This window comes from Achromobacter animicus (assembly GCF_902859585.1).
GTDB lineage: Bacteria > Pseudomonadota > Gammaproteobacteria > Burkholderiales > Burkholderiaceae_B > Achromobacter > Achromobacter animicus.
This window is the reverse complement of record NZ_CADIJM010000007.1, coordinates 32,538-52,822: the sequence shown is the minus strand read 5'-3', so window position 1 is coordinate 52,822 and position 20,285 is coordinate 32,538. Positions and strand designations below refer to the sequence as shown.

General features: G+C 65.1%; 18 protein-coding genes. 6 read left to right on the top strand and 12 right to left on the bottom strand.

Features of this window, described 5'->3' with window-relative positions; genetic code table 11:
- Positions 1-52: 52 nt before the first annotated feature.
- Complete coding sequence (locus tag HV681_RS17455) at positions 53-814, bottom strand: IclR family transcriptional regulator (protein WP_105239793.1); 762 nt, start codon at positions 812-814, stop codon at positions 53-55.
- 161 nt (positions 815-975) lie between these two features.
- Here HV681_RS17455 and HV681_RS17450 point away from each other — a divergent pair, with 161 nt between their 5' ends.
- On the top strand, positions 976-1,965 hold the full coding sequence (locus tag HV681_RS17450; protein WP_105239792.1) for a Bug family tripartite tricarboxylate transporter substrate binding protein: 990 nt from the start codon (positions 976-978) through the stop codon (positions 1,963-1,965).
- Positions 1,966-2,082: 117 nt separating this feature from the next.
- Here the strand turns inward: HV681_RS17450 and HV681_RS17445 are convergent, their stop codons facing one another.
- Complete coding sequence (locus tag HV681_RS17445) at positions 2,083-2,859, bottom strand: RNA methyltransferase (protein ID WP_175124252.1); 777 nt, start codon at positions 2,857-2,859, stop codon at positions 2,083-2,085.
- A 129-nt stretch (positions 2,860-2,988) separates the two neighbouring features.
- On the opposite strand from HV681_RS17445, the gene HV681_RS17440 reads away from it, so the two are divergent.
- Positions 2,989-3,774 carry an inositol monophosphatase family protein gene (locus HV681_RS17440; RefSeq protein ID WP_175124251.1) on the top strand — a complete coding sequence of 262 codons (786 nt, stop codon included), beginning with the start codon at positions 2,989-2,991 and terminating at the stop codon, positions 3,772-3,774.
- 133 nt (positions 3,775-3,907) lie between these two features.
- On the opposite strand, the gene HV681_RS17435 is transcribed toward HV681_RS17440, so the two are convergent.
- The 7 genes from HV681_RS17435 to HV681_RS17405 all read right to left on the bottom strand — a co-directional run bounded on the left by HV681_RS17435 (position 3,908) and on the right by HV681_RS17405 (position 12,826).
- Positions 3,908-4,906, bottom strand: a complete 999-nt coding sequence (locus HV681_RS17435) for an FAD:protein FMN transferase (RefSeq protein WP_175124250.1) — start codon at positions 4,904-4,906, stop codon at positions 3,908-3,910.
- A 64-nt stretch (positions 4,907-4,970) separates the two neighbouring features.
- Entirely contained in the window at positions 4,971-5,480 is a 510-nt protein-coding gene (locus tag HV681_RS17430) for a nitrous oxide reductase accessory protein NosL (RefSeq protein ID WP_175124249.1), read from the bottom strand.
- A complete protein-coding gene (locus HV681_RS17425; RefSeq protein WP_175124248.1) occupies positions 5,477-6,307 on the bottom strand; it encodes an ABC transporter permease in 831 nt (276 codons plus the stop codon). Before HV681_RS17425 ends, HV681_RS17430 begins: the two co-directional genes overlap by 4 nt.
- Positions 6,304-7,209 (bottom strand): ABC transporter ATP-binding protein, encoded by a 906-nt coding sequence (locus tag HV681_RS17420; protein WP_175124247.1) that lies wholly within the window; start codon positions 7,207-7,209, stop codon positions 6,304-6,306. Before HV681_RS17420 ends, HV681_RS17425 begins: the two co-directional genes overlap by 4 nt.
- A complete protein-coding gene (locus tag HV681_RS17415) occupies positions 7,206-8,591 on the bottom strand; it encodes a nitrous oxide reductase family maturation protein NosD (RefSeq protein ID WP_254595004.1) in 1,386 nt (461 codons plus the stop codon). The genes HV681_RS17420 and HV681_RS17415 overlap by 4 nt, the downstream gene beginning before the upstream one ends.
- 6 nt (positions 8,592-8,597) lie before the next feature.
- On the bottom strand, positions 8,598-10,514 hold the full coding sequence (nosZ, locus tag HV681_RS17410; RefSeq protein ID WP_175124246.1) for a TAT-dependent nitrous-oxide reductase: 1,917 nt from the start codon (positions 10,512-10,514) through the stop codon (positions 8,598-8,600).
- A 53-nt stretch (positions 10,515-10,567) separates the two neighbouring features.
- Positions 10,568-12,826 carry a NosR/NirI family protein gene (locus tag HV681_RS17405; RefSeq protein WP_175124245.1) on the bottom strand — a complete coding sequence of 753 codons (2,259 nt, stop codon included), beginning with the start codon at positions 12,824-12,826 and terminating at the stop codon, positions 10,568-10,570.
- Positions 12,827-13,094: 268 nt separating this feature from the next.
- On the opposite strand from HV681_RS17405, the gene azu reads away from it, so the two are divergent.
- The 3 genes from azu to HV681_RS17390 all read left to right on the top strand — a co-directional run bounded on the left by azu (position 13,095) and on the right by HV681_RS17390 (position 16,253).
- Positions 13,095-13,544: an azurin gene (gene azu / locus HV681_RS17400; RefSeq protein WP_175124244.1), complete on the top strand. Its 450-nt coding sequence runs from the start codon at positions 13,095-13,097 to the stop codon at positions 13,542-13,544.
- A gap of 239 nt (positions 13,545-13,783) precedes the next feature.
- Positions 13,784-15,370 (top strand): TerC family protein, encoded by a 1,587-nt coding sequence (locus HV681_RS17395; RefSeq protein WP_175124243.1) that lies wholly within the window; start codon positions 13,784-13,786, stop codon positions 15,368-15,370.
- Positions 15,371-15,389: 19 nt separating this feature from the next.
- Positions 15,390-16,253 carry an undecaprenyl-diphosphate phosphatase gene (locus tag HV681_RS17390; protein WP_175124242.1) on the top strand — a complete coding sequence of 288 codons (864 nt, stop codon included), beginning with the start codon at positions 15,390-15,392 and terminating at the stop codon, positions 16,251-16,253.
- An 89-nt stretch (positions 16,254-16,342) separates the two neighbouring features.
- On the opposite strand, the gene HV681_RS17385 is transcribed toward HV681_RS17390, so the two are convergent.
- From HV681_RS17385 to HV681_RS17375, 3 genes are all read right to left on the bottom strand, one after another.
- Positions 16,343-17,116, bottom strand: coding sequence for a UDP-2,3-diacylglucosamine diphosphatase (locus HV681_RS17385; RefSeq protein ID WP_175124241.1), 774 nt, complete (start codon positions 17,114-17,116; stop codon positions 16,343-16,345).
- Entirely contained in the window at positions 17,109-17,618 is a 510-nt protein-coding gene (locus HV681_RS17380; RefSeq protein ID WP_175124240.1) for a peptidylprolyl isomerase, read from the bottom strand. Before HV681_RS17380 ends, HV681_RS17385 begins: the two co-directional genes overlap by 8 nt.
- Before the next feature lie 134 nt (positions 17,619-17,752).
- Complete coding sequence (locus HV681_RS17375; protein ID WP_175124239.1) at positions 17,753-18,436, bottom strand: tetratricopeptide repeat protein; 684 nt, start codon at positions 18,434-18,436, stop codon at positions 17,753-17,755.
- A gap of 386 nt (positions 18,437-18,822) precedes the next feature.
- On the opposite strand from HV681_RS17375, the gene cysS reads away from it, so the two are divergent.
- A complete protein-coding gene (cysS, locus tag HV681_RS17370) occupies positions 18,823-20,277 on the top strand; it encodes a cysteine--tRNA ligase (RefSeq protein WP_175124238.1) in 1,455 nt (484 codons plus the stop codon).
- The last annotated feature ends 8 nt before the right edge of the window (positions 20,278-20,285 follow it).

The following is a 20,285-nucleotide window of genomic DNA, read 5'->3' as shown; positions in this document are numbered from 1 at the left end:
GTGACGGCTTGATGCGTGACGTCGTCCCCGCGTCGCCCCGGCAACCTGCCAATCAGGCCGGCATCGCAAGCCGCGCCAGTTCAGTCTTGATCCAGCCCGCGATCTCGCGCTGTCGCTGCGCGGGCATGCGGTCGATGATGGCGGTGACGCTGACGGCCAGCAGAGGCGCGCCCTGCGCGTCCAGCAGCGCGCAACCCACGCCCAGCGCGCCGCGCACCGCGTGGTTGCCCACCACCGAATAACCGCGCGCGCGCGTGTTTTCGATGAGGCGGAACATTTCCTGGGGCGTCATGCCGCCGTACTCGTCCAGCCTGCCCGAATTACGTTCGACGATGCCGCGCGCGATGTCGTCGGGCAGGGCAGCCAGCAGCGCCATCCCGCCCGAACCCACACCCAGCGGCTGGCGCTTGCCCGCATAGGTGGCAAGGATCTGCACGGGATAGCTGCCGATTTCGCGATGCAGGCTGATCGAATCGTCTTCCTCGCGCACCACCAGGAACACGGCGTCGCCGGTGCGGTCGGCCAGGCGGCGCAGCACGGGGAGCAATTGGCGCACCCGCGGATCGCGGGAACGCGTGTCCGGATCGACGGCGAGCTGGGCACGGTACTTCTTGGTGCCCGCGACCGGCAGCACGAGACCCGCGTCGAGCAGGGCGGCCAGCAGCCGGTAGATGGTGGGCCGCTGTATGCCGGTCAACCGGGCGATATCGGTGACGCTCAGGCCGTCCGGACCCTGGTCGCGCAGGGCGGCCAGAACGGCGAGGCCGCGTCGCAGAGTACGTGGGCCGGCGGCCGCGGCATCGCTGTCTTGCATGCAGATCTCTGAAAACTAAGGGTTATCAACGTACGGACGAGGGAAAACCATCGTCCGTAGGGTGGACTCTACCTTGATGGCCAGCGCATGTATAGCGCAGAATGCGTTCATCCAATAATTCAAATCGTCCATCTAATGGACAGTACCTGCACGGAGACACTATGACTACAGGTCACAAGCCTGGCATGCGGCGTTTGGCCGCCACCCTTCTGGCCACCGCCGCAAGCGCATTTGCAATGGGTTCCGCCCACGCCGCCTATCCCGACAAGCCCGTCCGCATCGTGGTCGGTTTCTCGGCCGGCGGCACCACCGACGTGATCGCCCGCATCATGGCCAAGGAACTGACCGAGTCGCTCGGCCAGTCCTTCGTGGTTGAAAACAAGCCGGGCGCCGGCAGCAACATCGCGACCGACCAGGTCCAGCGCGCCACGCCGGACGGCTACACGCTGTTGTTCGTCGCAGTGACCAGCGCGATCAACCAGACCCTGTACAAGAACGTTTCGTTCGACCTGACGAAGGACTTTGCTCCGGTCGCCCTGGGCGCCAAGGTCCCGAACATCCTGGTGGTCAATCCCCAGGTGCCGGTCAAGTCCGTGCAAGAGCTGGTCGACTACGCCAAGAAGAACCCGGGCAAGCTGGCTTTCGCCTCGTCCGGCAGCGGCACCTCCATCCATATGGCGGGTGAGCTCTTCAAGATGAAGGCGGGCATCGACGTTCTGCACGTGCCGTACAAGGGCAGCGCCCCGGCCATGACCGACCTGATCGGCGGCCAGGTGCAGTTCATGTTCGACAACATGCCGTCGGCTTGGCCGCACGCGCAATCGGGCAAGCTGAAGGCTTTGGCCGTGACCACCGCCGACCGCTCCAAGAGCGCGCCGGATCTGCCGACCATGAAGGAATCGGGCTTCACGGACTTCGACGTGTCTTCGTGGTTCGGCCTGCTGGCCCCGGCCGGCACGCCGCCGGAAGTCATCAACAAGCTCAACGCCGCCATGCAGCAGGCGCTGGACAAGCCTTCCGTGCAGACCAGCTTTGAAAAGCTGGGCGCTGTGGGCGTGAAGACCACGCCGGCCGAATTCGGCCAATTCATCAAGTCGGAAGTCGAAGGCTGGGCACCCGTGATCAAGGCCTCGGGCGCCACGGTGGACTGATCGGCGTCCCTGCCGGTTACACGCCGGCAGTTGGCGCAGTAAAAAGGGACGGTCATGGGCCGTCCCTTTTTACTGCGTTGCCCGCCAAGGGCGAATCCAGCCGGTTCTTCGGACCCGCTATTTTTTCTTGGCCGCGTTCAGCATCGCCGTGCAGACCCCGCGCATCATGTCGACCTCGTCGCGGGTCAGCGCCTGGCGGGAGTACAGATGGCGCATGCGCGGCATCAATTTCTTGGGATGGGCCGGGTCGAGGAACTGCACGCCGACCAGCGCTTCCTCCCAGTGCGCCAGAAACGCCTGGACCGCCTCGCTGGAAGCCGGCTCCGCGCCACGCGAAGGCTCCTGCGCGGTGGAACGCGGCAAGAGTTCGGCGCCCTGGTCCACCAGCAGCGCATACCGCAACTCCCAGGCGGCCAATTGCAGCGCCTGGGCGACGTTCAGCGAGCTGTACTCGGGATTGGCAGGGATGTGGCAGATGCGGTGGCACAGCGCGATCTGCGCGTTCGTCAGACCGGCGCGCTCAGTGCCCAGCACAACGGCGGTCACGCCCTCGGCCGTGTCCGCCAGGTGGGCGCAGGCCAGGTCGGCTGCCTGCCGGATGTCGCAGGGCGGGGGACCCAGGTCGCGAACCCGCGCGGTTAGCGCGAATGCCAGCGTGACGGGCGCCAGGGCTTCTTCCAGCGACGGATAAATGCGGGCGTTCTCAAGCACGTCCAGCGCGCCGCTGGCCAGCGCCACGGCCTCCGGCTGGCTTGTTACATCCGGGAATTTGGGGTCCACCAGGACCAGTTCCGAGAAGCCCATCGTCTTGATCGCACGGGCCGCGGAACCGACGTTTCCGGGGTGGCTGGGGTTCACCATTACGAAGCGAACACGTGAAAATGCTTGAGTCATTTAAAATGGCACGTTTGGCTTCGTGCCTTCCTGGTTTTTTGAGTCGATTTCCCCGCGGGGGCGACGGCGTGCCGGGGGGCGGCAAGCGGCCTATCATCAAGCCAACTCATCGCATACGTACGGAATTTTATGCACCCGATGCTCAACATCGCCATCAAGGCGGCCCGGCGTGCCGGCACCATTATCAACCGTGCCAGCATGGATTTGGAACGACTCAGCGTGGCTCGCAAGGGGCCGCGCGATTATGTCACGGAAGTCGATCGGGCCGCCGAAGAGTCCATCGTCGAAACGCTGCGCGCTGCCTACCCTGACCACGCCGTCCTGGGCGAGGAGTTCGGTCTGCAGGGTCCGGACCTGGCGGAATTCCAGTGGATCATCGACCCGCTGGACGGCACCACGAACTTCATCCACGGCCTGCCCAACTATGCCGTGTCGATCGCGCTGACGCAGCGCGGCCAGGTCACGCAAGCGGTCATCTATGATCCCTCGCGCAACGAACTCTTCACCGCCAGCCGTGGCAGCGGCACGTTCCTGAACGACCGCCGCGTGCGCGTCTCGGGCCGCACCCGCTACCACGACGCGCTGCTGGGCGCGCACTGGCCCAACGCCGGCGATCCCGAACAAGGCTCGCAGCGGTTCCGCCAGATGGCCGAAGGCGCCACCGGCGTGCGCCGCCTGGGCTCGACCGTGCTGGATCTCGCCTACGTGGCCACCGGCCGCCTGGATGGGTTCTGCGGCGTAGGCCTGAAGCCGTGGGATGTGGCGGCGGGCAGCCTGATGGTGCTGGAAGCGGGCGGTCTGGTCGCTGACTTCGACGGCGAACAAGGCTGGATGGACAGCGGCAACGTCCTGGCCGCCAGCCCCAAGATCTTCACGCAGATGCTCTCGACGCTGAACCCGCCCTCGGCGGCCTGATCGGCGCGGCGGGCAGTAAAAACCGGCCGTGAAGGCCGGTTTTTCGTGGTCAATGCAAACCGGCCGTGAAGGCCGGTTTTTCATGGTCAAAGCAAACCGGCCCTGGCGGCCGGTTTTTTCATGCGGCGCGCAATCAGGCTTCGCCGGTCTGCGCTACCAGTTGTCCATCTGGCAACACCATCCACGCCTGCACGCCAAGGCTGCGCACCAGCGCGGCGGTGCGTTCCAACGGCATGTTCGAGAACGCCGTGGACAGGGCATCGGCAGTTGTGGCGGTGGATGCCATGACCGACACGCTGCGATAGAGCGGCCGCGCCCGACCGGAGTGCGGATCGAACAGGTGCGAATACTGTCCCGCGGCATCCAGCGGCGTGCCGTAGCCGCCGGAAGTGGCAAGCGCCTGGTTGCTGATCGGCACCTGCGCCAGGATCTGGTCCGGCGACATGGGGTCAGCCAGCCCGACGCGCCAGCCCGTTGCGTTGGCCGTCGCATCCAGTCCGCGTATCTCGCCCATGTCGACCAGCGCGCGTTCCAGCCCGGCGTTGCGAAACAGGTCCGTCACGCGGTCGGTGATGTAGCCCTGCGCGATGCCGTTGAGCGTCAGCGCCATGCCCGGCTGCAGTTCAATGCGCTGCGGGTCGATCTTGATGTCCTGGTACGACACGCATCGCAGCGCCCGGGCGATGTCAGCCTGGGCCGGACCATCCTGGGACGCGTCAGGCCGCGCGAAGTGATCTGCGTACACGCGCCACAGCGGCTGCACGGATGGATCAAAGAGGCCTCCCGTCAGGTCCGCGTAGTGCCGGCTTTCGCTGAGCAGGCGGACGAGGTCGGAGGGAGGATCGACCAGAAACCCCTGGCGGTTCAGGATCGACAGCGCACTGTCGTCGCGGTACAGGCTGAACACGCCCTCGAGGCGACGCAGTTCCTGCAACGCCCGCTCGATGAGCTGTTCGGCGGCCTGGCGGTCGGGATGGTACAGCCGCAATTCCGCGTCCGCGCCCAGCGCCACGCCTTGCCAACGCGTCGGCGAGATGGCCGCGTGCGCGCGGCGCAGGAAGCTGGGAGCGAGGGCCAGCGCGGAAGACGCGGCGATGATGCCGAGGAAGCGGCGGCGGGCGGGAGGGTTCATGGCGATATCGACTGATTAAGGCGCGATTGGCGCGGGCTCATGAGGCAGGTCGGAGGGCTTGGCGCTATTGAGCAAACACATAGTCCTCGGGCACGTCGGCAAAACGCACGACACGCCCGCCGTGGGTCTGAGCGAAGGCCAGCGCGCGCGTCTGATCCGAGAACGGAATGGCGTCTTCGGCCCCCATGCCGCCGATGAAGCTGGAGTTGATGACGTAGAAGGCTTGCCGTGCGTCGACCCATGCTTTCAGGTCCGCCGCGCCATCGGGACCGGCGGCTGCCATGTCGTTGACGTAGATGGCGGCCAGACCCTTGGGTTCTTCGGGCAGCAGCGTGTAGGCGAAGACCTGCTTGATGGACGAGAACCACACCGGCGCGGCGCGGCCCTTTACGAATATCTGGCCCTTCGGCCCTGCATGGTCCAGCAGCATCATGCCGCAGTAGTGGCCGACGGCGTCGGCGGAGACGGCCTGCGGCGCGGGTGGCGGCGCGGCGGGTTCGTCGCCGCCGCAGGCCGAGACCGCCAGCACGATGGCCGAGAAGGCCGCCATTGCGGCCCAACGTTTCAGCGTCATAGCTGTTTCCTCCGGAAGCAGAAGGCGGCCAGCAGAAACGGCACCGCGATCCACAGCAATTGCGCCGCCACCAGCAGCGGCACGGGCATGTGGGCCTGATCGCTGACGCCGGCCATGCCCGCATACATGGAAATGTTCTCGAACCCGGTCAGGTTCAGCAGGCGGTACACGTCGGACGGATTGGCCAGCAGCAGGGCATTGAGCATGCCCGGCGTGACGTGGCGACCCTGGTCCGCGGCCAGCACGCCCAGGAGGCCCATGTCGTAGATGACGACAAAGAACAGCCAGACGCCCAGCGCGATGCCCGCCGCCGTGGCGCGTTCCCGCACCAGCGTGCTGATGAGGTAGCCCATTGCCAGAAAGCTGGCGCCCAGCAGGACGCTGGCTCCGATCAGCATGGCGAAGGGCCGCCAGGCGCCTGCGTCCATGCCCCCGTAGACCCATTGCAAAGCCAGCCCTGCCGACCCATACCCCGCACCGGTCGCGATGGCCAGGATGGCCAGGTGCCCGATGAACTTGCCCATGATGACCTGCCAACGCGACACCGGATAACTGAGCAGCAGCGCCATGGTGCCGCGGTCGACCTCGCCGACGATGGCGTCATACGCCAGCAGCATCGCGATGAGCGGCACCAGGAAGATGGAGAGGCTGGACAGGCTGACCACCGTGACGGTCAGCGGATCGACCTTGACCGCACCGGTGGGGGCGCTGCCCAAGAGGCCGAGCGCGAGCGCCAGTGCGGCCAACAGGAGCGATGTGGCAAGGACCCAGCGATTGCGCAGGCCGTCGCGGATTTCCTTGCCGATGATTGTGCTTACGGCGTTCATGCGTCTTCCCGTTCAAGCAGATGGGCGTAGATGTCGTCCAGCCCCGGGACCTGGATGTCCAGGTCGCTGATGGGCGCCCCGATGGCGCCGATGCTACGGATGGCCTCGACCTTGTCCGATTCGTGGCACAGGCGTTCGTAGCGGTTGGCGTCGACCTGGCGCCAGGCCGAGGAGGGCGGGGCGGATGCGTTGTCCGGCCCGAGCGTGACGCTGATGCGGATGGGCAGCCCGGTGTCGCGGCGCAGCGCCGACATGCCGCCGTCGGCGATCTTCACGCCCGCCTTCATGACGACGATGCGGTCGGCGTGGCCGGCCAGCTCCGACAAGGCGTGCGTGCTGAGGAGAATGGTGGCGCCGCTTGCGCGCAGTTCGTGCACGATCTCGTAGAACTTGAGACGCGACGCCGGATCCAGGCCGGTGGTGGGCTCGTCGAACAGCAGGATGCGGGGCGCGCCCAGCAGCGCCTGGGCCAGCGCCAGCCGCTGGCGCATGCCTTTTGAATAACCGCCCACGCGGCGGTGCGCCGCGCCGGAGATCCCCACTTTCTCGAGCAGATCCGCGTTGCGTGATACGGGTTGGCGCTTCAGGCGCGCGTAAAAGGCCAGGGTCTCGGCGCCCGTCATCGCGGGATGCAGCGCCACGGTTTCGGGCAGGTAGCCGATCCGGTCATGCAGGCGCGCGGCGGCCGGACTGTGCGCGTCCTGGCCGAAGAGCGTGACGCGCCCGTGCGTGGGTCGGATGAGTCCGAGGATCAGCTTGATGAGGGTGCTTTTGCCCGCGCCGTTGTGCCCGGCCAGCGCCACGCATTCGCCTTCGCGCAGGTCCAGGTCCAGGACGCTGATCGCCCTGTGGCCGCCATAGTGTTTGCTGACGCCCGCAAGCGTCACCAGTGGGTTGCTCATTGATTGTCCTCGGCACGCTTCGCGCCGTTTTTTGCGACGGAGTTGGCGGCGCTTTTTGCATCAGGCGATGCACCGGGCTTCGCGTTGGCCATCGCACCGCCATAATCGATTCGTTCCCGCACAGGCTTCATCAGCGGCTTACTGTCGATCACGCCGCCTGGCAGGATCGCGGGGAACTGCGATTGCGCCCAGCGCACTACCGAAATGGCGGGGCTATTGAGCAGAATCCGCGCGGCGGGCGCCCGCCACAACAACTGGTCCACCACGTCGTTCGGGCGGTAGGCCGTGTCGGCGATGCCGTCGCCATCCAGGTCGAAGGCCGTGTTGTCGCTCCAGTAGTTGCCGCGGCCGTTGTCCGACCATTCCATCACCCGCGTGCCCACATACTTGACCTGGTTGCGGTTGTTGATGAAGGCATTGCCTGAGATCCGGTTGCCCTCGGAGCCGGCGGTGAAGTGGATGCCGATGTCGCAGTTGGAGAAATGGTTGTCCGCAAAGCGGTTTTTGTTGGCGTTGTAGATGAACACGCACTTGCCCGCGCCATCGACGGTGTTGCCGGAGATGTCGGAGTTGTTGGCGTAGTTCATCATCAGCCCCTGCTCCACGTTGTTCACCGCCACGTTGCCGGTAACGACCAGGCGGTGCGAGTACATGATGGCGTAGCCGATGTCGTTGCCGGTGGACACGTTGCCGCTGATCTCGCTGTCGTTCGTGTACATGTAGTGCACGCCATAGCGCAGGTCATGGAAACGGTTGCCGGTGAACCGGTTCTGCTTGCTGGTGTTCACGAAAACGCCGTCGCGGCCGGCGGAGATGTCGTTGTCCACCACCGCGCTGCCCGGCGTGTTCCATAGCGACACGCCGTTGCCGCGCTCGGCTACGCGCAGTTCCTGGTTGCCGACGATGCGGTTGCCGCGCACCATCGCGTCCTGCGGGCCCCATACATAAACGCCGAACAGGTTATCCAGGATGTCGTTGTGTTCGACCACCGCGCGGTGCGCGGTGCGGTCCAGAAAGATGCCCGCGTCCATGGCGGGCAGGTCCAGCCCGGAGCGCGTGACGGTCAGGTTGCGCAGCGACACGTCCGTGGCCTTGACCCACAGCGTGCGTCCTTCGCGGGTGCCGGCGATGATGGCGGAGCGGTCCTGCGGTCCTTCGATGACGAGGGGTTTGTCGATGACGATGGCGCCGGGGTAGGTGCCTGGCGCCAGCCGCAGCGTGTCGCCGGGCTGCGCCGCGGCCACGGCCTGCGCCAGGTCGGCGCCTGCGGCGACCTCCAGGGTGGCGGCCGCGGCCGCCCCGTGCAGGGCTGGGCCGAAGCCGGCCAGCACGAAGCCGGCCGCGGCCCACGCCGCGTTTCGCAAGGTTGCGATGGCAGCCATGGATCGTTACGCAGACTTCTTGGGATGCACGATCATCTGACCGGACATTTCCATGTGCAGCGCGTGGCAGAACCACTGGCAGTAGTACCAGTAGATGCCGGGGCGATCCGCCTTGAACGTGATTGACGACGTGGCCTGGGGTCCGATTTCCATGGCGATGCCGTGGCCTTCGAGCGTGAAGCCGTGCGTCAAGTCTTCGATCACTTCCATGTTGGTCACGAACACGGTGACCTCGTCGCCCTGGTTCACCTCGAACTGCTTCAGGCTGAACATCGGCGCGACGGCCATCATGTACACGCGGACCTTGTTGCCGTCGCGCACGACCTTGGCCGCGTCTTCCAGCGACACGCCGTCCTTCTTGGCGATCTGGCGGGCGTCTTCCCACATGGGGTCGTCGCGCTTCCAGACGCTGATCGGGTTGATCTTGGAACGGTGCACCAGGCACATGTCGTGCGGCTCGGCAAAGCTGGGGCCGTCATGCACGAGCTTCATCTCGTCGCCGGAGATGTCGATGAGCTGGTCGTTTTCGGGCTTGAGCGGACCCACGTTCAGGAAGCGGTCTTTCGAGAACTTGTTCAGCGACACCAGCCACTTGCCGTCAGCTTCCTTGGTTTCGCCCATGGTCGAGTGGTTGTGGCCCGGCTGGTAGTGCACGTCCAGCTTCTGCAGGATGGGATCAACCTTTTCGCCCTTGTACGCGCGCTTGGCCTTGTCGATGTTCCACTTGACCATCTGGCTGTCGATGAACAGCGTGGTGTAGGCGTTGCCGCGGCCGTCGAACGCGGTGTGCAGTGGGCCCAGGCCCAGTTGCGGTTCGGCCACGACGCAGTCGCGCGGCTTGATCTTGTCGGCGAACAGGTCGTCCAGCTTGCGCACGTCGATCACGGTGACCGTGGGCGAGAGCTTGCCGTTCAGCATGAGGTGGATGCCGTCGGGCGCGGCATTGCAGCCGTGCGGCGAATTCGGCACCGGGATGTAGCGCGTGTACTTGGACCCGTGGCGGCCGTCGACCACCGGCACGCCGCCCATCGTCTTGAAGTCGCCGTCCTTGACCGCCTTCTCGATGCGCTTGAGGTCGAAGACCACGACCCAGTCCTGCTCGTTGGCGGACATTTCCTCGACAGTGACGCCTTTCTCGGAGTTGTAGCAGGTGGCGAACGAATACTTGCCCTGGTAGTCGGCGTCGCCGTTGTCCAGGTTGCCGTCGACCAGCACCTGCCACGCCACCTTCATGGTGTCGCCATCAATGGCCGAGTACACCGAGAAGAAGTTCTTCTTGGGATCGTCCAGCACCTTGCCGTCGTTGGGCAGCGGGATAATGTGCTCGCCGTTGGCAAACACGTAGCCGGTGCGCGGATAGCGCTGCGGACGCAGGCCGTGCACGCCCGACACGTTGGGCAGTTCAACGATCTTGTCCGTCTTCATCACGTCCAGACGGATGCGGGCCACGCGGTTGTTGGCCTTGTCGTTGATGAAGAGGTAGCGGCCGTCGTAGGTCTGGTCGGTGAACGACAGGTGGGGGTGGTGGGCGTCGCCGTTGGGGAACACGCCGCCCTTGTCCTTCAGGTACTCGCGGGTTTCAGGCGTGAGGCCTTCGGTCAGCACCTTGCGGCTCTCGTTGGTGCGGCCCCAGCCGGTGGCGCTGCAATGGTTGAACACGGGGATGCGCACGAGTTCGCGCATGGACGGCAGGCCCAGCACGCGGACTTCGCCGGACTGGCCGCTGGAGTTGAACGCATAGTATTCGTCGAGCTCGCCCGGTGCGACATGCCCGAGCACGGCGCCGTTGCCTGATTTGCCCTCTTTGCCGTGCGCGGTGGAAATCTGCGCCCCGGCTACGAGGCCGGCCGCGCCGGTGATGGCTGCGGTGCCCAGGAAGCTTCGGCGTGTGAGGCCGGCTTTTTCGGGGGTCTTGTCGGACATGGATAACTCCTAGGTAGGGACGGCGCAGAGCGCCGCGGTACGAAAACCGTGTTTCACGATTCCCGGTTGGGGCGATTTGCCGAGTTGGGCGTCGGCATGCGGTGCAGAACGACTTCCTGCACCGACGGCTCAGGGGGCGGAGCCGGGCGCCGCTCACGCTTAGCCTGCTTCTGGATCAGGTGAGGGCACTTCTGTTTGTGGTGGTAAAGCATTTGGCAGTGCAGGCACTGGATGCACTCGTTCGGGTTGATTTCGCCGGAGGGGTCGATCGCCTGAACGGGGCATTCGATGTTGCAGCGCTGACAGGGGTTGCCGCAGTCGCGGTAGCGCTTGAGCCAATTGAAGATGCGCAGGCGGGCGGGGATGGCCAGCGCGGCGCCCAGCGGGCAGAGGTAGCGGCAGAAGAAGCGTTCGATGAAGAGGCCCGCGGCCAGCAGCGCCACGGCGAACAGCACGAAGGGCCAGTGGCGCACGAAATGCAGGATGATCGCGGTCTTGAAGGGTTCGACTTCGGCCAGTTGTTCGGCGACCGCCAGGTCGTACAGCGAGAAGCCGAAGAGCAGCAGGAAGATCACGTACTTGAACGTGGACAGGCGCTGCGCCACGCCGTGGCGGATCTTGAGTTGGCGCACGCCAAGCCGCCGGGCGATGCGGTTGGTCAGTTCCTGCAGTGCGCCGAACGGGCACAGCCAGCCGCAGAATGCGCCGCGGTTCCAGAACACCATGGAGATGGCGGTGGCGCACCACAGGATGAACACCAGCGGGTCCATCAGGAAGTATTCCCAGCGGAAGTCGGTGCGCAGGGCCGAGAAGAACGTCAGCACGTTCACGATGGACAACTGCGCCTGCCCGTACCAGCCGATCCAGAACAGCGCGAAGGCCAGGAACGCGAGGCGCAGGCGGTCGTGCAGCAACGGGCGCGACGTCAGTTGATCCTGGAAGAAGAAGATGCCGACCAGCACCGTCAGGGCGACGGTCAGGATGGCGATCTGGCCAGCCTTGCCTTGCCAGATTTGCTTCCACAACGCGGGCGGGGCGGTTTCGACGTCGGGCGAGGGCGCGGGTGCAGTGGCGGGTTGGCCTGCTGCTGCGGGTGCGGTCGGCGGCGCGACGGCGCGGGTGTAGGCCGTGGGCAGGTCATACGGCAGATCGAACGTGACGAACGCCTTGTCCGACACGCTGAGCACGCGCTGCACCATCAGTTGCAGCCGCCACGGTTTGACCGGGTCGAGCGAGGCGTCCTCGGGCACGACGAAGAGGGCGACTTCGCGCAGCGCGGGCGCGCCCTTGGCGTTGACGTCGGCCAGCCGCTGGTGGTTGCGGTCGCGGAACCGGAAGGCGCTTTCGTCCTGGATGACCTCGATGCGGTCGAAGATGCCGCCGCGCACGTAGCCCGAACCCTTGAATGAATAGAGACCGTTGCCGGCGACCAGCACGGCCTGCTGGCCGGGCTTGAGGCGTTCTTTCAGGCGCTGCCAGCCGATGTCGCCCAGCAGGCTGCGGCCGATGGACGGGGCGCTGACCAGTGCGGCGTACAGGTCGATGAAGGTGTCGTCGGGGCCGCCTTCGCCGTGTTCGGCGGCGTCCTTGCGGCCGGACCGCAGAAACGCCTGGTTGACGTCGTCGGGCGTCAGGCGCAGGTTCTTCACGGCGCCGGCGTCGAGCAGTTCCTGCCAAGTCTGCACGGTGTCTTTGCTTTCGTCGATGACGCGGGTCGCCGCTGGTTGCGCGGTCTGGCGCGGCGCGCCCGACTTGTCGATGCCGTGGGCGCGCGCCACCGCAATGGCGGACCGCGTGATCGTGTCGCCGATCACCATCAGCGTGACCGTAGCGCCGCTGACGATATCGACGGGCGGCGGTGCGCCGTGACGGGGCGGGGCGTCGACGAAGTTCAGGCCGACATAGCCCTGGATGAAGTGATCGACCTTGGCTTGCGGGATGCCGATCAGCACGATGGGCTCGTGGTGTTCGACCAGCTTTGCGCCCATGATGCGGCCGCTGTCGGAAAGCCCCACCAGCACGTCGATGGGTTTGCTGGAGTAGCCGCGGGTGTTGACGACGTCGGTGGTCAGGTAGACAAGGCCCAGTGGCTTGTTGCCTGCAAACACGCGGGCAATCGCGGGCTTGCCTTCGACGGGACCGGTGCGGTCGGCGCCGGGGAACACGTCTGTGATGGGTGTGCTGGCAAGAAAGTCAGGCAGGCGCTGCGCCTGCGCGGTTTGCGCCAGGAACAGACAGGAAAGCCATAAAACAAAGAACGCGGCCTGAATGTGTTTGGTGAACCGGTGGGGTACTTCGGTACTGCCGCGCATGCTGAACTCTGTTCGTCGTGTTTGCTTACGGCCATCCTACGAACATGCACCCAGGACCGGATTGCGGTTTGTCAATCTGCCAGAGTCGAAGGCCTAATAGCCCTACGAAATGTAGGGGAAGTTCCTGAGTTTTGAGGGGTATCCGCAGGGGGTGTTGATGGATGTCAAGAGAGCGAGGGGAAGGCAGTCCTACACTGATCCGCGGCGGCAACGGCGTCTGCATCTGGCTGGCGTACGTGCATCGACCGCTGTGTCATCGGAGAATTTCATGCTGGCAAAAGCCACCCTCGCCATCCTTCTTTCCGCCTCCAGCCTGCCCGTGCTGGCCGCGCAATGTGAAGCCACCGTCGAAAGCAACGACGCCATGCAGTTCAACGTCAAGGAAATCGTGGTCGACAAGAGCTGCAAGGAATTCACGGTCAACCTGAAGCACGTCGGCAAGATGGCCAAGGTCGCAATGGGCCACAACTGGGTCCTCACCAAGGAAGCCGACAAGCAGGCCGTCGCCACGGACGGCATGGGCGCCGGGCTGGCACAAGACTACGTCAAGGCGGGCGACACCCGCGTCATCGCCCACACCAAGGTCATCGGCGGTGGCGAATCCGACTCCGTCAAGATCGACGTCTCCAAGCTCGCCGCTGGCGAAAACTACGCATTCTTCTGCTCCTTCCCCGGCCACTGGGCCATGATGAAGGGCACGCTCAAAGTCGGCGGCTGATTCCCCGACGGGTCTGTTGAGACAAGCAAGAGCCGGCCGGGGGGCCGGCTTTTTCATGCCCGCAACGTTTGACGCGCGGCGCGCGTAAACCGGGACACACGGCCCGTTTCAGGCGCTTGCAAGCCTTAGTCCATACGGCTCAAAGCCTCTGTCCATCAGGCTTACGGAGGGGATGCGTCACCGGCATGTCATGGATTTTCCATGTACGATTACCGGTCGTGTAACTTCTGGAGCTCCTGATGGAGTGGCTGCTGGACCCCGCTGCGTGGGTCGGCTTGCTTACCCTGGTCGTCCTTGAGATCGTCCTGGGCATTGATAACCTGATTTTCATCGCCATCCTGGCGGACAAGCTGCCGCCCGCGCAGCGCGATCGCGCGCGCATCATGGGCCTGAGCCTCGCGCTGATCATGCGCCTGGGCCTGTTGTCCGTCATGTCATGGCTGGTCACGCTGACTACCCCCCTGTTCAATATCGGTCCGCTATCGCCCTCGGGGCGCGACCTGATCCTGATGGTGGGCGGCCTGTTTCTGCTGTTCAAAGGCACCATGGAACTGCACGAGCGCCTGGAAGGCAGCATGCACACCGGCTCGTCCGGCCCGCGCGTCTATGCCAGCTTCTGGGTGATCGTCACGCAGATCGTGGTGCTGGATGCGGTGTTCTCGCTGGACTCGGTCATTACCGCCGTCGGCATGGTGGATCACCTGGCCATCATGATGATCGCGGTCATCATTGCCATCGGCATCATGCTGATCGCGTCCAAGCCGCTGACGCGCTTCGTCAACGCCCACCCGACGGTGGTGGTGCTGTGCCTGGGCTTCTTGCTGATGATCGGCTTTTCGCTCCTGGCCGAAGCCTTCGGCTTCAAGGTGCCCAAGGGCTATCTGTACGCCGCCATCGGGTTCTCGGTTGCCATCGAGGCGCTCAACCAGGTGGCGCGCCGCAACCTGCTCAAGCTCGACGCCCGGTTTCCCATGCGCGAACGCACCGCCTCTGCCGTGCTGCGCATGCTGGGCAAGCGGCCGCCGGCCAGCGACGAACCCGACCTGCCCAACGCCGGCAGCCCGGCAGTACAGGCCTTCGGGGTCGAAGAACGCAACATGGTCAGCGGGGTGCTGACGCTGGCCGAGCGCTCCATCCGTTCCATCATGACGCCGCGCACGGACGTTTCCTGGATCAATATCGACGACGATCCCGACAACATCCGCCGCCAGCTCACCGAGGCGCCGCACAGCTTCTTCCCGGTGTGCCGCGGCTCGCTGGACGAAGTGCTGGGCATCGGCCGCGCCAAGGATCTGATCGCGGACCTGATCACCGAGGGCAGGGTGCGCCGCAACCGCCTGCGCGATCCCATCATCGTGCACGAGTCGATCGGCATCCTGCGCCTCATGGACACCCTCAAGCGCTCGCGCGGCCAGCTCGTGCTGGTGGCTGACGAGTTCGGCGCCATCGAGGGGCTGGTGACGCCGATCGACGTTTTCGAGGCCATCGCCGGCGAATTCCCCGACGAAGACGAGCTGCCCGACATCGTGGCGGACGGCGACAACACCTGGAAGATCGACGGCGCGGCCGACCTGCACCACGTCGAGCAGGTGCTTGAAACCGAAGGCCTGGTCGACGACGCCCAGGACTTTTCCACGCTTGCGGGCTATCTGCTCTCGCGCTTCGGACACCTGCCCAAGCCGGGCGACGTGTGCGAATACCAGATCCATCACCAGCATTTCCGCTTCGAAGTCCTGGAAATGGATGGCCGCCGCATCGCGCTGGTGCGCGTCGAGAAGCGCCCCGAAGAGCATTTTCCTGACGAAGCAACCCTAGCCAACGACTAACAGAGAGAGACCCCAGCCCGTGACCGAGAACTCGCTCTATCTGATCAAAGCATTCATCCTGGGCATCCTGGAAGGCCTGACGGAATTCATCCCCGTGTCCAGTACGGGCCACCTCATCCTGGTCGGCGACTGGCTCAATTTCGATTCGGGCGACGGCAAGGTGTTCGAGGTGGTCATCCAGCTGGGATCGATCCTTGCCGTGATGTGGGTCTTCCGAGCCCGGCTGCTCAAGCTGATCCGCGGCACGCTGACGGGCGTGCCCAGCGAGGTGGCCTTCACCCGCAACCTGATCCTGGCGTTCCTGCCGGCGGCGGTGATCGGCGCGATCTTCATCAAGACCATCAAATCGGTGTTCTACCACCCGGCGGTGGTCGTGGTGACGCTGGTGCTGGGCGGGCTGATCATGCTGTACGTCGAACGCCGCACGCGCCACACGCCGGGCGATGCGCCGGGCGCTGCTGACGACACCGCCTCGGACGAGCGCGCGTCGGCCCACACGCTGGAGCAGATCACCTGGAAGCAGGCGCTGGGCGTGGGCGTGGCGCAGTGCTTTGCGATGATTCCCGGCACCTCGCGGTCGGGCGCCACCATCATCGGCGGCATGATCGCCGGCATCCAGCGCAAGACGGCCACCGAATTCTCGTTCTTCCTGGCCATGCCGACCATGCTCGGCGCGGCGGCCTACGACATGTACAAGAACTTCGGCCTGCTGACCCAGCACGACCTGTCGGGCATCGCCGTGGGCTTCATCGCGGCGTTCCTGAGCGCCATGGTGGTGGTGCGGGCCGTGCTGCGCTTCGTGGCCAACCACACGTACCGCGTGTTCGCCTGGTACCGGATCATTTTCGGCGGCATCGTGGCGGCCTGGATCTTCACGCGCTGATTCCTCCCGCCACACGGCGATCGCAGACAGAAAAAGGGCCGCTTTCTCAAGCGGCCCTTGTTTTTTGTCCGGCGTGGGACGGGTGGCGTCTACGCTTCCGTTTCCAGGTCGTAGAACTGCAGCCCGTCGCGGTCAATGACCAGCCAGCCGCCGCGCGGCGGCGACACGTGATCGCAGTCCCAGTCGGGCAGCACCCAGCGCTCGCGCTTTTGGCCGTCGACATCGAGCACGTGGCGGTTAGGGCGATGCGTGTGGCCATGCACCAGCACGCGCACGCCCGTCTCGCGGAAGATCGATTCGATGGCGTCCGCGTTGACGTCCATGATTTCCATGGACTTCGTCTGGTTGGCCGCCTGGCTCTCGCCCCGTGCCTGCTGCGCCATGGTCAGCCGCTCGGGAATGGTCTTGGCCAGGAATTCGGCCTGCCATTGCGGGTTGCGGACCATCTTGCGGAACTGCTGGTAGGCGGCGTCGTCCGTACAGAACTCGTCGCCGTGCGTCAGCAGGACCTGGCCGAAATCGGTTTCCAGCAGGGCCGGCTCGGGCAGCAGGCTGGCGCCCACGGCCTTTGCCAGTTCCTCGCCGATGAGGAAATCGCGGTTGCCGCGCCCCAGCCAGACCGGGATGCGGGCGGCCGTATTGCGCAGCGCCACCAGCACCGTGGCAAGCCACGGCGGGGCGGCGCGGATCACGTCGTCGCCAATCCAGGCGTCGAAGATGTCGCCGGGCAGCAGCAGGGCTGCCGCCTCTTCCTCTGCCGCCTGCAGAAAGGCCAGGAAGGCCTCCGAGGTGGCCGGCGTGGCCGGCCCCAGGTGCAGGTCGGATGCCAGCCAGACCGGGCCGGGCAGGGAGATCTTATTCAAGAACTTCGGCCTTCTCGATGATGACGTCTTCGTTCGGCACGTTCTGGTGGAAGCCCTTGTTGCCGGTCTTCACGCCCTTGATCTTGTCGACCACGTCCTGGCCTTCGGTGACGGCGCCGAACACGGCGTAGCCCCAGCCGTTCGGCGTGGGCGACGTGAAGTTCAGGAAGTCGTTATTGGACACGTTGATGAAGAACTGGGCGGTGGCCGAGTGCGGATCGCTGGTGCGGGCCATGGCCAGGGTGTACTTGTCGTTCTTCAGGCCGTTGTTGGCCTCGTTTTCGATCGGGGCGTGGGTCTGCTTCTGCTTCATGCCGGGTTCGAAGCCGCCGCCCTGGACCATGAAGCCGTCGATCACGCGATGGAACACGGTGCCGTTGTAGAAGCCTTCCTTGACGTAGGTCAGGAAGTTTTCAACGGACTTGGGCGCCTTGGCGGCGTCCAGGGTGATGACCATGTCGCCTTGGTTCGTTTGAAGCTTGACGCGGGGATTGGTGCTCATGGTTTTGGTGCCTTCGGAGGTGGAGGGAGAAGAAGAGGCTGCGGGGGCGGCGCTGACGAACGCCGGAGCGAATGCAGCCAGTGCGAACGAGCACGCCGTCAGGCGCAGCAGGTGAAGAGGGGAGTAACGGGACATCATTTGCCTTGTTTATCCTTCAACATTGTTTCAACTTCGCGGACCTTTTCCCGCATGCCAGGCACGCCGTCGCCGGCGGCCTCCTTGTAGGTTCGCAAGGCCTGCAGCAATTGCAGGTCGCCGAGGTTGGCGCGGGCGGCGGCGTAGTTCGGATCTGCGCGCAATGCCATCTGGAGGGCATCCTGCGCACGGTCCAGTTCGCCGCGTCCAGCATATAGAGCTGCCAGATTGTTCCAGGGTTCCGGCAATTCCGGGAACCGCGTGGTCATATCGTTGTAGATGTCGATGGCTTCGTTCGTGCGGTCCAGGGCGGCGAGGGCGCGCGCATGCTGGAACATGAGCTGCACGTCGGTGCCGCGCTGGTCCTTGATCTCGGCCTGGCGCTTTTCGATCATCGCCAGCGCTTCCGCGTTTTCGCCACGGTTCAGCATGCGCTCGATGTGCGTCGTGATCTGCGACGCGGAGGGGATCAGCCGGGTGTCCACGCTGGGCTTGGCGGCTTCCAGCAGATTGGCCAGAGCGTCCCAGCCGCCTTCAGGCGGAATCGGGTCCAGGGTGGTGCGGGTGGCGTTGGGGTTTTCTCCCGCGCCCCCGCTCATCGACTGGGCAAGGGCGACGCCCGCCGGCGCGCCGGCCAAGGCCAGGGCGAGCAGGGCAACGCAAAAACGCGGCTTGATAGTCACGTGGGCTTTCCGTTAAAAGTCTTGGCCGGCTGGCGCTTACGCGCGCGACCGGGTCGCTTGCTATACTTGACGACCGCCATTTTAGCCCCGGTTGCGTTTTTGGCTCGACCATCGCGTTCAAGGCAGTAGGGAATAGGGGCCACCGGAAGAATACGGGCCATCGATCCCGCACCGACAGCTGTGCCGGAACAGGCTGCCGGGACAGCACTGCCGGGACAGACTGCCAGGACAGCGCTGCCAATGGACTGCACTGCCAATGGACTGCACTGCCATCGGGGCGGCAATGTAAATGGGGCGGCGAATTGGGCGGCACGCGTTGACGGTATTTTCCGTCGACAGCAACTTTCCGAAACCGCCACGGAACACTAAACGAAACCTATCGCGCCATGCTGCAAATCTACAACACGTTATCGCGTACCAAAGAACCGTTCAAACCGGCCCAGGCCGGCCAGGTGCGCATGTACGTGTGTGGCATGACCGTGTATGACTTCTGCCATCTGGGCCACGCCCGCATGCTGGTGTCGTTCGACGTCGTGCAGCGCTGGCTGCGCGCCAGCGGCTTGTCGGTGGACTACGTGCGCAACATCACGGACATCGACGACAAGATCATCCGCCGCGCCGTGGAAACGGGCCGCCGCATCGGCGAAGTCACCGAGTTCTACATCGAGGCCATGCATGCCGACGAGCGCGCGCTGGGCGTCGAATCGCCTGATCGCGAACCCCGCGCCACGCAGTACGTGGGCGAGATGCTCGACATCATCGGCAAGCTCGAAACCAACGGGCTGGCCTACCAGGCCGAAGACGGCGACGTGAATTACGCCGTGCGCGGTTTCCCCGGCTACGGCAAGCTGTCCGGCAAGACGCTGGATGACCTGCGCGCCGGCGAGCGCGTGGCGGTGGGATCCAGCAAGCGCGACCCGCTCGATTTCGTGCTCTGGAAATCCGCCAAGGCCGAAGAACCCGCCGACACCAAGTGGGAATCGCCGTACGGCCTGGGCCGCCCGGGCTGGCACATCGAGTGCTCGGCCATGAGCAAGTCGCTGCTGGGTTTGCCGCTGGACATCCACGGTGGCGGTCCGGACCTGAAATTCCCGCACCATGAAAACGAGATCGCCCAGACCGAGGGCGCGTTCGGCGGCACGCTGGCCAACATCTGGATGCACTGCGGCCCGCTGATGGTCGATTCGGACAAGATGTCCAAGTCCCTGGGCAACTTCCGCACCATCCGCCAGACCGTCGCGCAGAATGACCCGGCGGCTGACCAGTCCGAGTACCAGGTGAACCCGCGCGAAGCGGAAATGGTGCGCTTCTTCATTGTGCGCAACCATTACCGCAGCCCGCAGAACTACACGCCGGACAACCTGATCGACGCGCAGAACGCACTGGATCGCCTGTACCAGGCCCTGCAGAACGTGCCGGCCGACGATCAGGGCATTGACTGGAACGAGCCGCAGGCACAGGCCTTCAAGGCCGCGATGGACGACGACTTCAACAGCTCGGGCGCCGTGGCCGCGTTGTTCGAACTGGCCTCCGAGGCCAACCGCACCAAAAGCGCGCGCAGCGCCGGTCAGATGAAAGCCCTGGCTTCGCTTCTGGGCCTGCTGCAGCAGGCGCCCGCCACGTACTTCCAATCCGCCACCCGCTATTCCGCGGCCGCTATCGAGCAAGGCGCGCGCAGCACGCTGGATGCCGACGCCATCCAGTCTCTGATCGACGCGCGCGCGGCCGCCAAGGCTGCGCGCAACTTTGCCGAAGCCGACCGCATCCGCGCCGAGCTGCGCGAATCCGGCATCGAGCTGGACGACAAACCGGGCGGCCTGACGCAATGGCGCCGCGCGTGACCCCGCAG

Bases quoted from the DNA above. Each gene is read 5' to 3' on its own strand.
- HV681_RS17380 (WP_175124240.1), bottom strand. From the start codon at position 17,618: ATGAGCACCAATCCCCGCGTCAAGCTTCAAACGAACCAAGGCGACATG.
- HV681_RS17425 (WP_175124248.1), bottom strand. From the start codon at position 6,307: ATGAACGCCGTAAGCACAATCATCGGCAAGGAAATCCGCGACGGCCTG.
- HV681_RS17405 (WP_175124245.1), bottom strand. From the start codon at position 12,826: ATGCGCGGCAGTACCGAAGTACCCCACCGGTTCACCAAACACATTCAG.
- HV681_RS17440 (WP_175124251.1), top strand. From the start codon at position 2,989: ATGCACCCGATGCTCAACATCGCCATCAAGGCGGCCCGGCGTGCCGGC.
- HV681_RS17415 (WP_254595004.1), bottom strand. From the start codon at position 8,591: ATGGCTGCCATCGCAACCTTGCGAAACGCGGCGTGGGCCGCGGCCGGC.
- HV681_RS17455 (WP_105239793.1), bottom strand. From the start codon at position 814: ATGCAAGACAGCGATGCCGCGGCCGCCGGCCCACGTACTCTGCGACGC.
- HV681_RS17395 (WP_175124243.1), top strand. From the start codon at position 13,784: ATGGAGTGGCTGCTGGACCCCGCTGCGTGGGTCGGCTTGCTTACCCTG.
- HV681_RS17430 (WP_175124249.1), bottom strand. From the start codon at position 5,480: ATGACGCTGAAACGTTGGGCCGCAATGGCGGCCTTCTCGGCCATCGTG.
- HV681_RS17450 (WP_105239792.1), top strand. From the start codon at position 976: ATGACTACAGGTCACAAGCCTGGCATGCGGCGTTTGGCCGCCACCCTT.
- HV681_RS17445 (WP_175124252.1), bottom strand. From the start codon at position 2,859: ATGACTCAAGCATTTTCACGTGTTCGCTTCGTAATGGTGAACCCCAGC.
- HV681_RS17420 (WP_175124247.1), bottom strand. From the start codon at position 7,209: ATGAGCAACCCACTGGTGACGCTTGCGGGCGTCAGCAAACACTATGGC.
- azu (WP_175124244.1), top strand. From the start codon at position 13,095: ATGCTGGCAAAAGCCACCCTCGCCATCCTTCTTTCCGCCTCCAGCCTG.
- nosZ (WP_175124246.1), bottom strand. From the start codon at position 10,514: ATGTCCGACAAGACCCCCGAAAAAGCCGGCCTCACACGCCGAAGCTTC.
- cysS (WP_175124238.1), top strand. From the start codon at position 18,823: ATGCTGCAAATCTACAACACGTTATCGCGTACCAAAGAACCGTTCAAA.
- HV681_RS17435 (WP_175124250.1), bottom strand. From the start codon at position 4,906: ATGAACCCTCCCGCCCGCCGCCGCTTCCTCGGCATCATCGCCGCGTCT.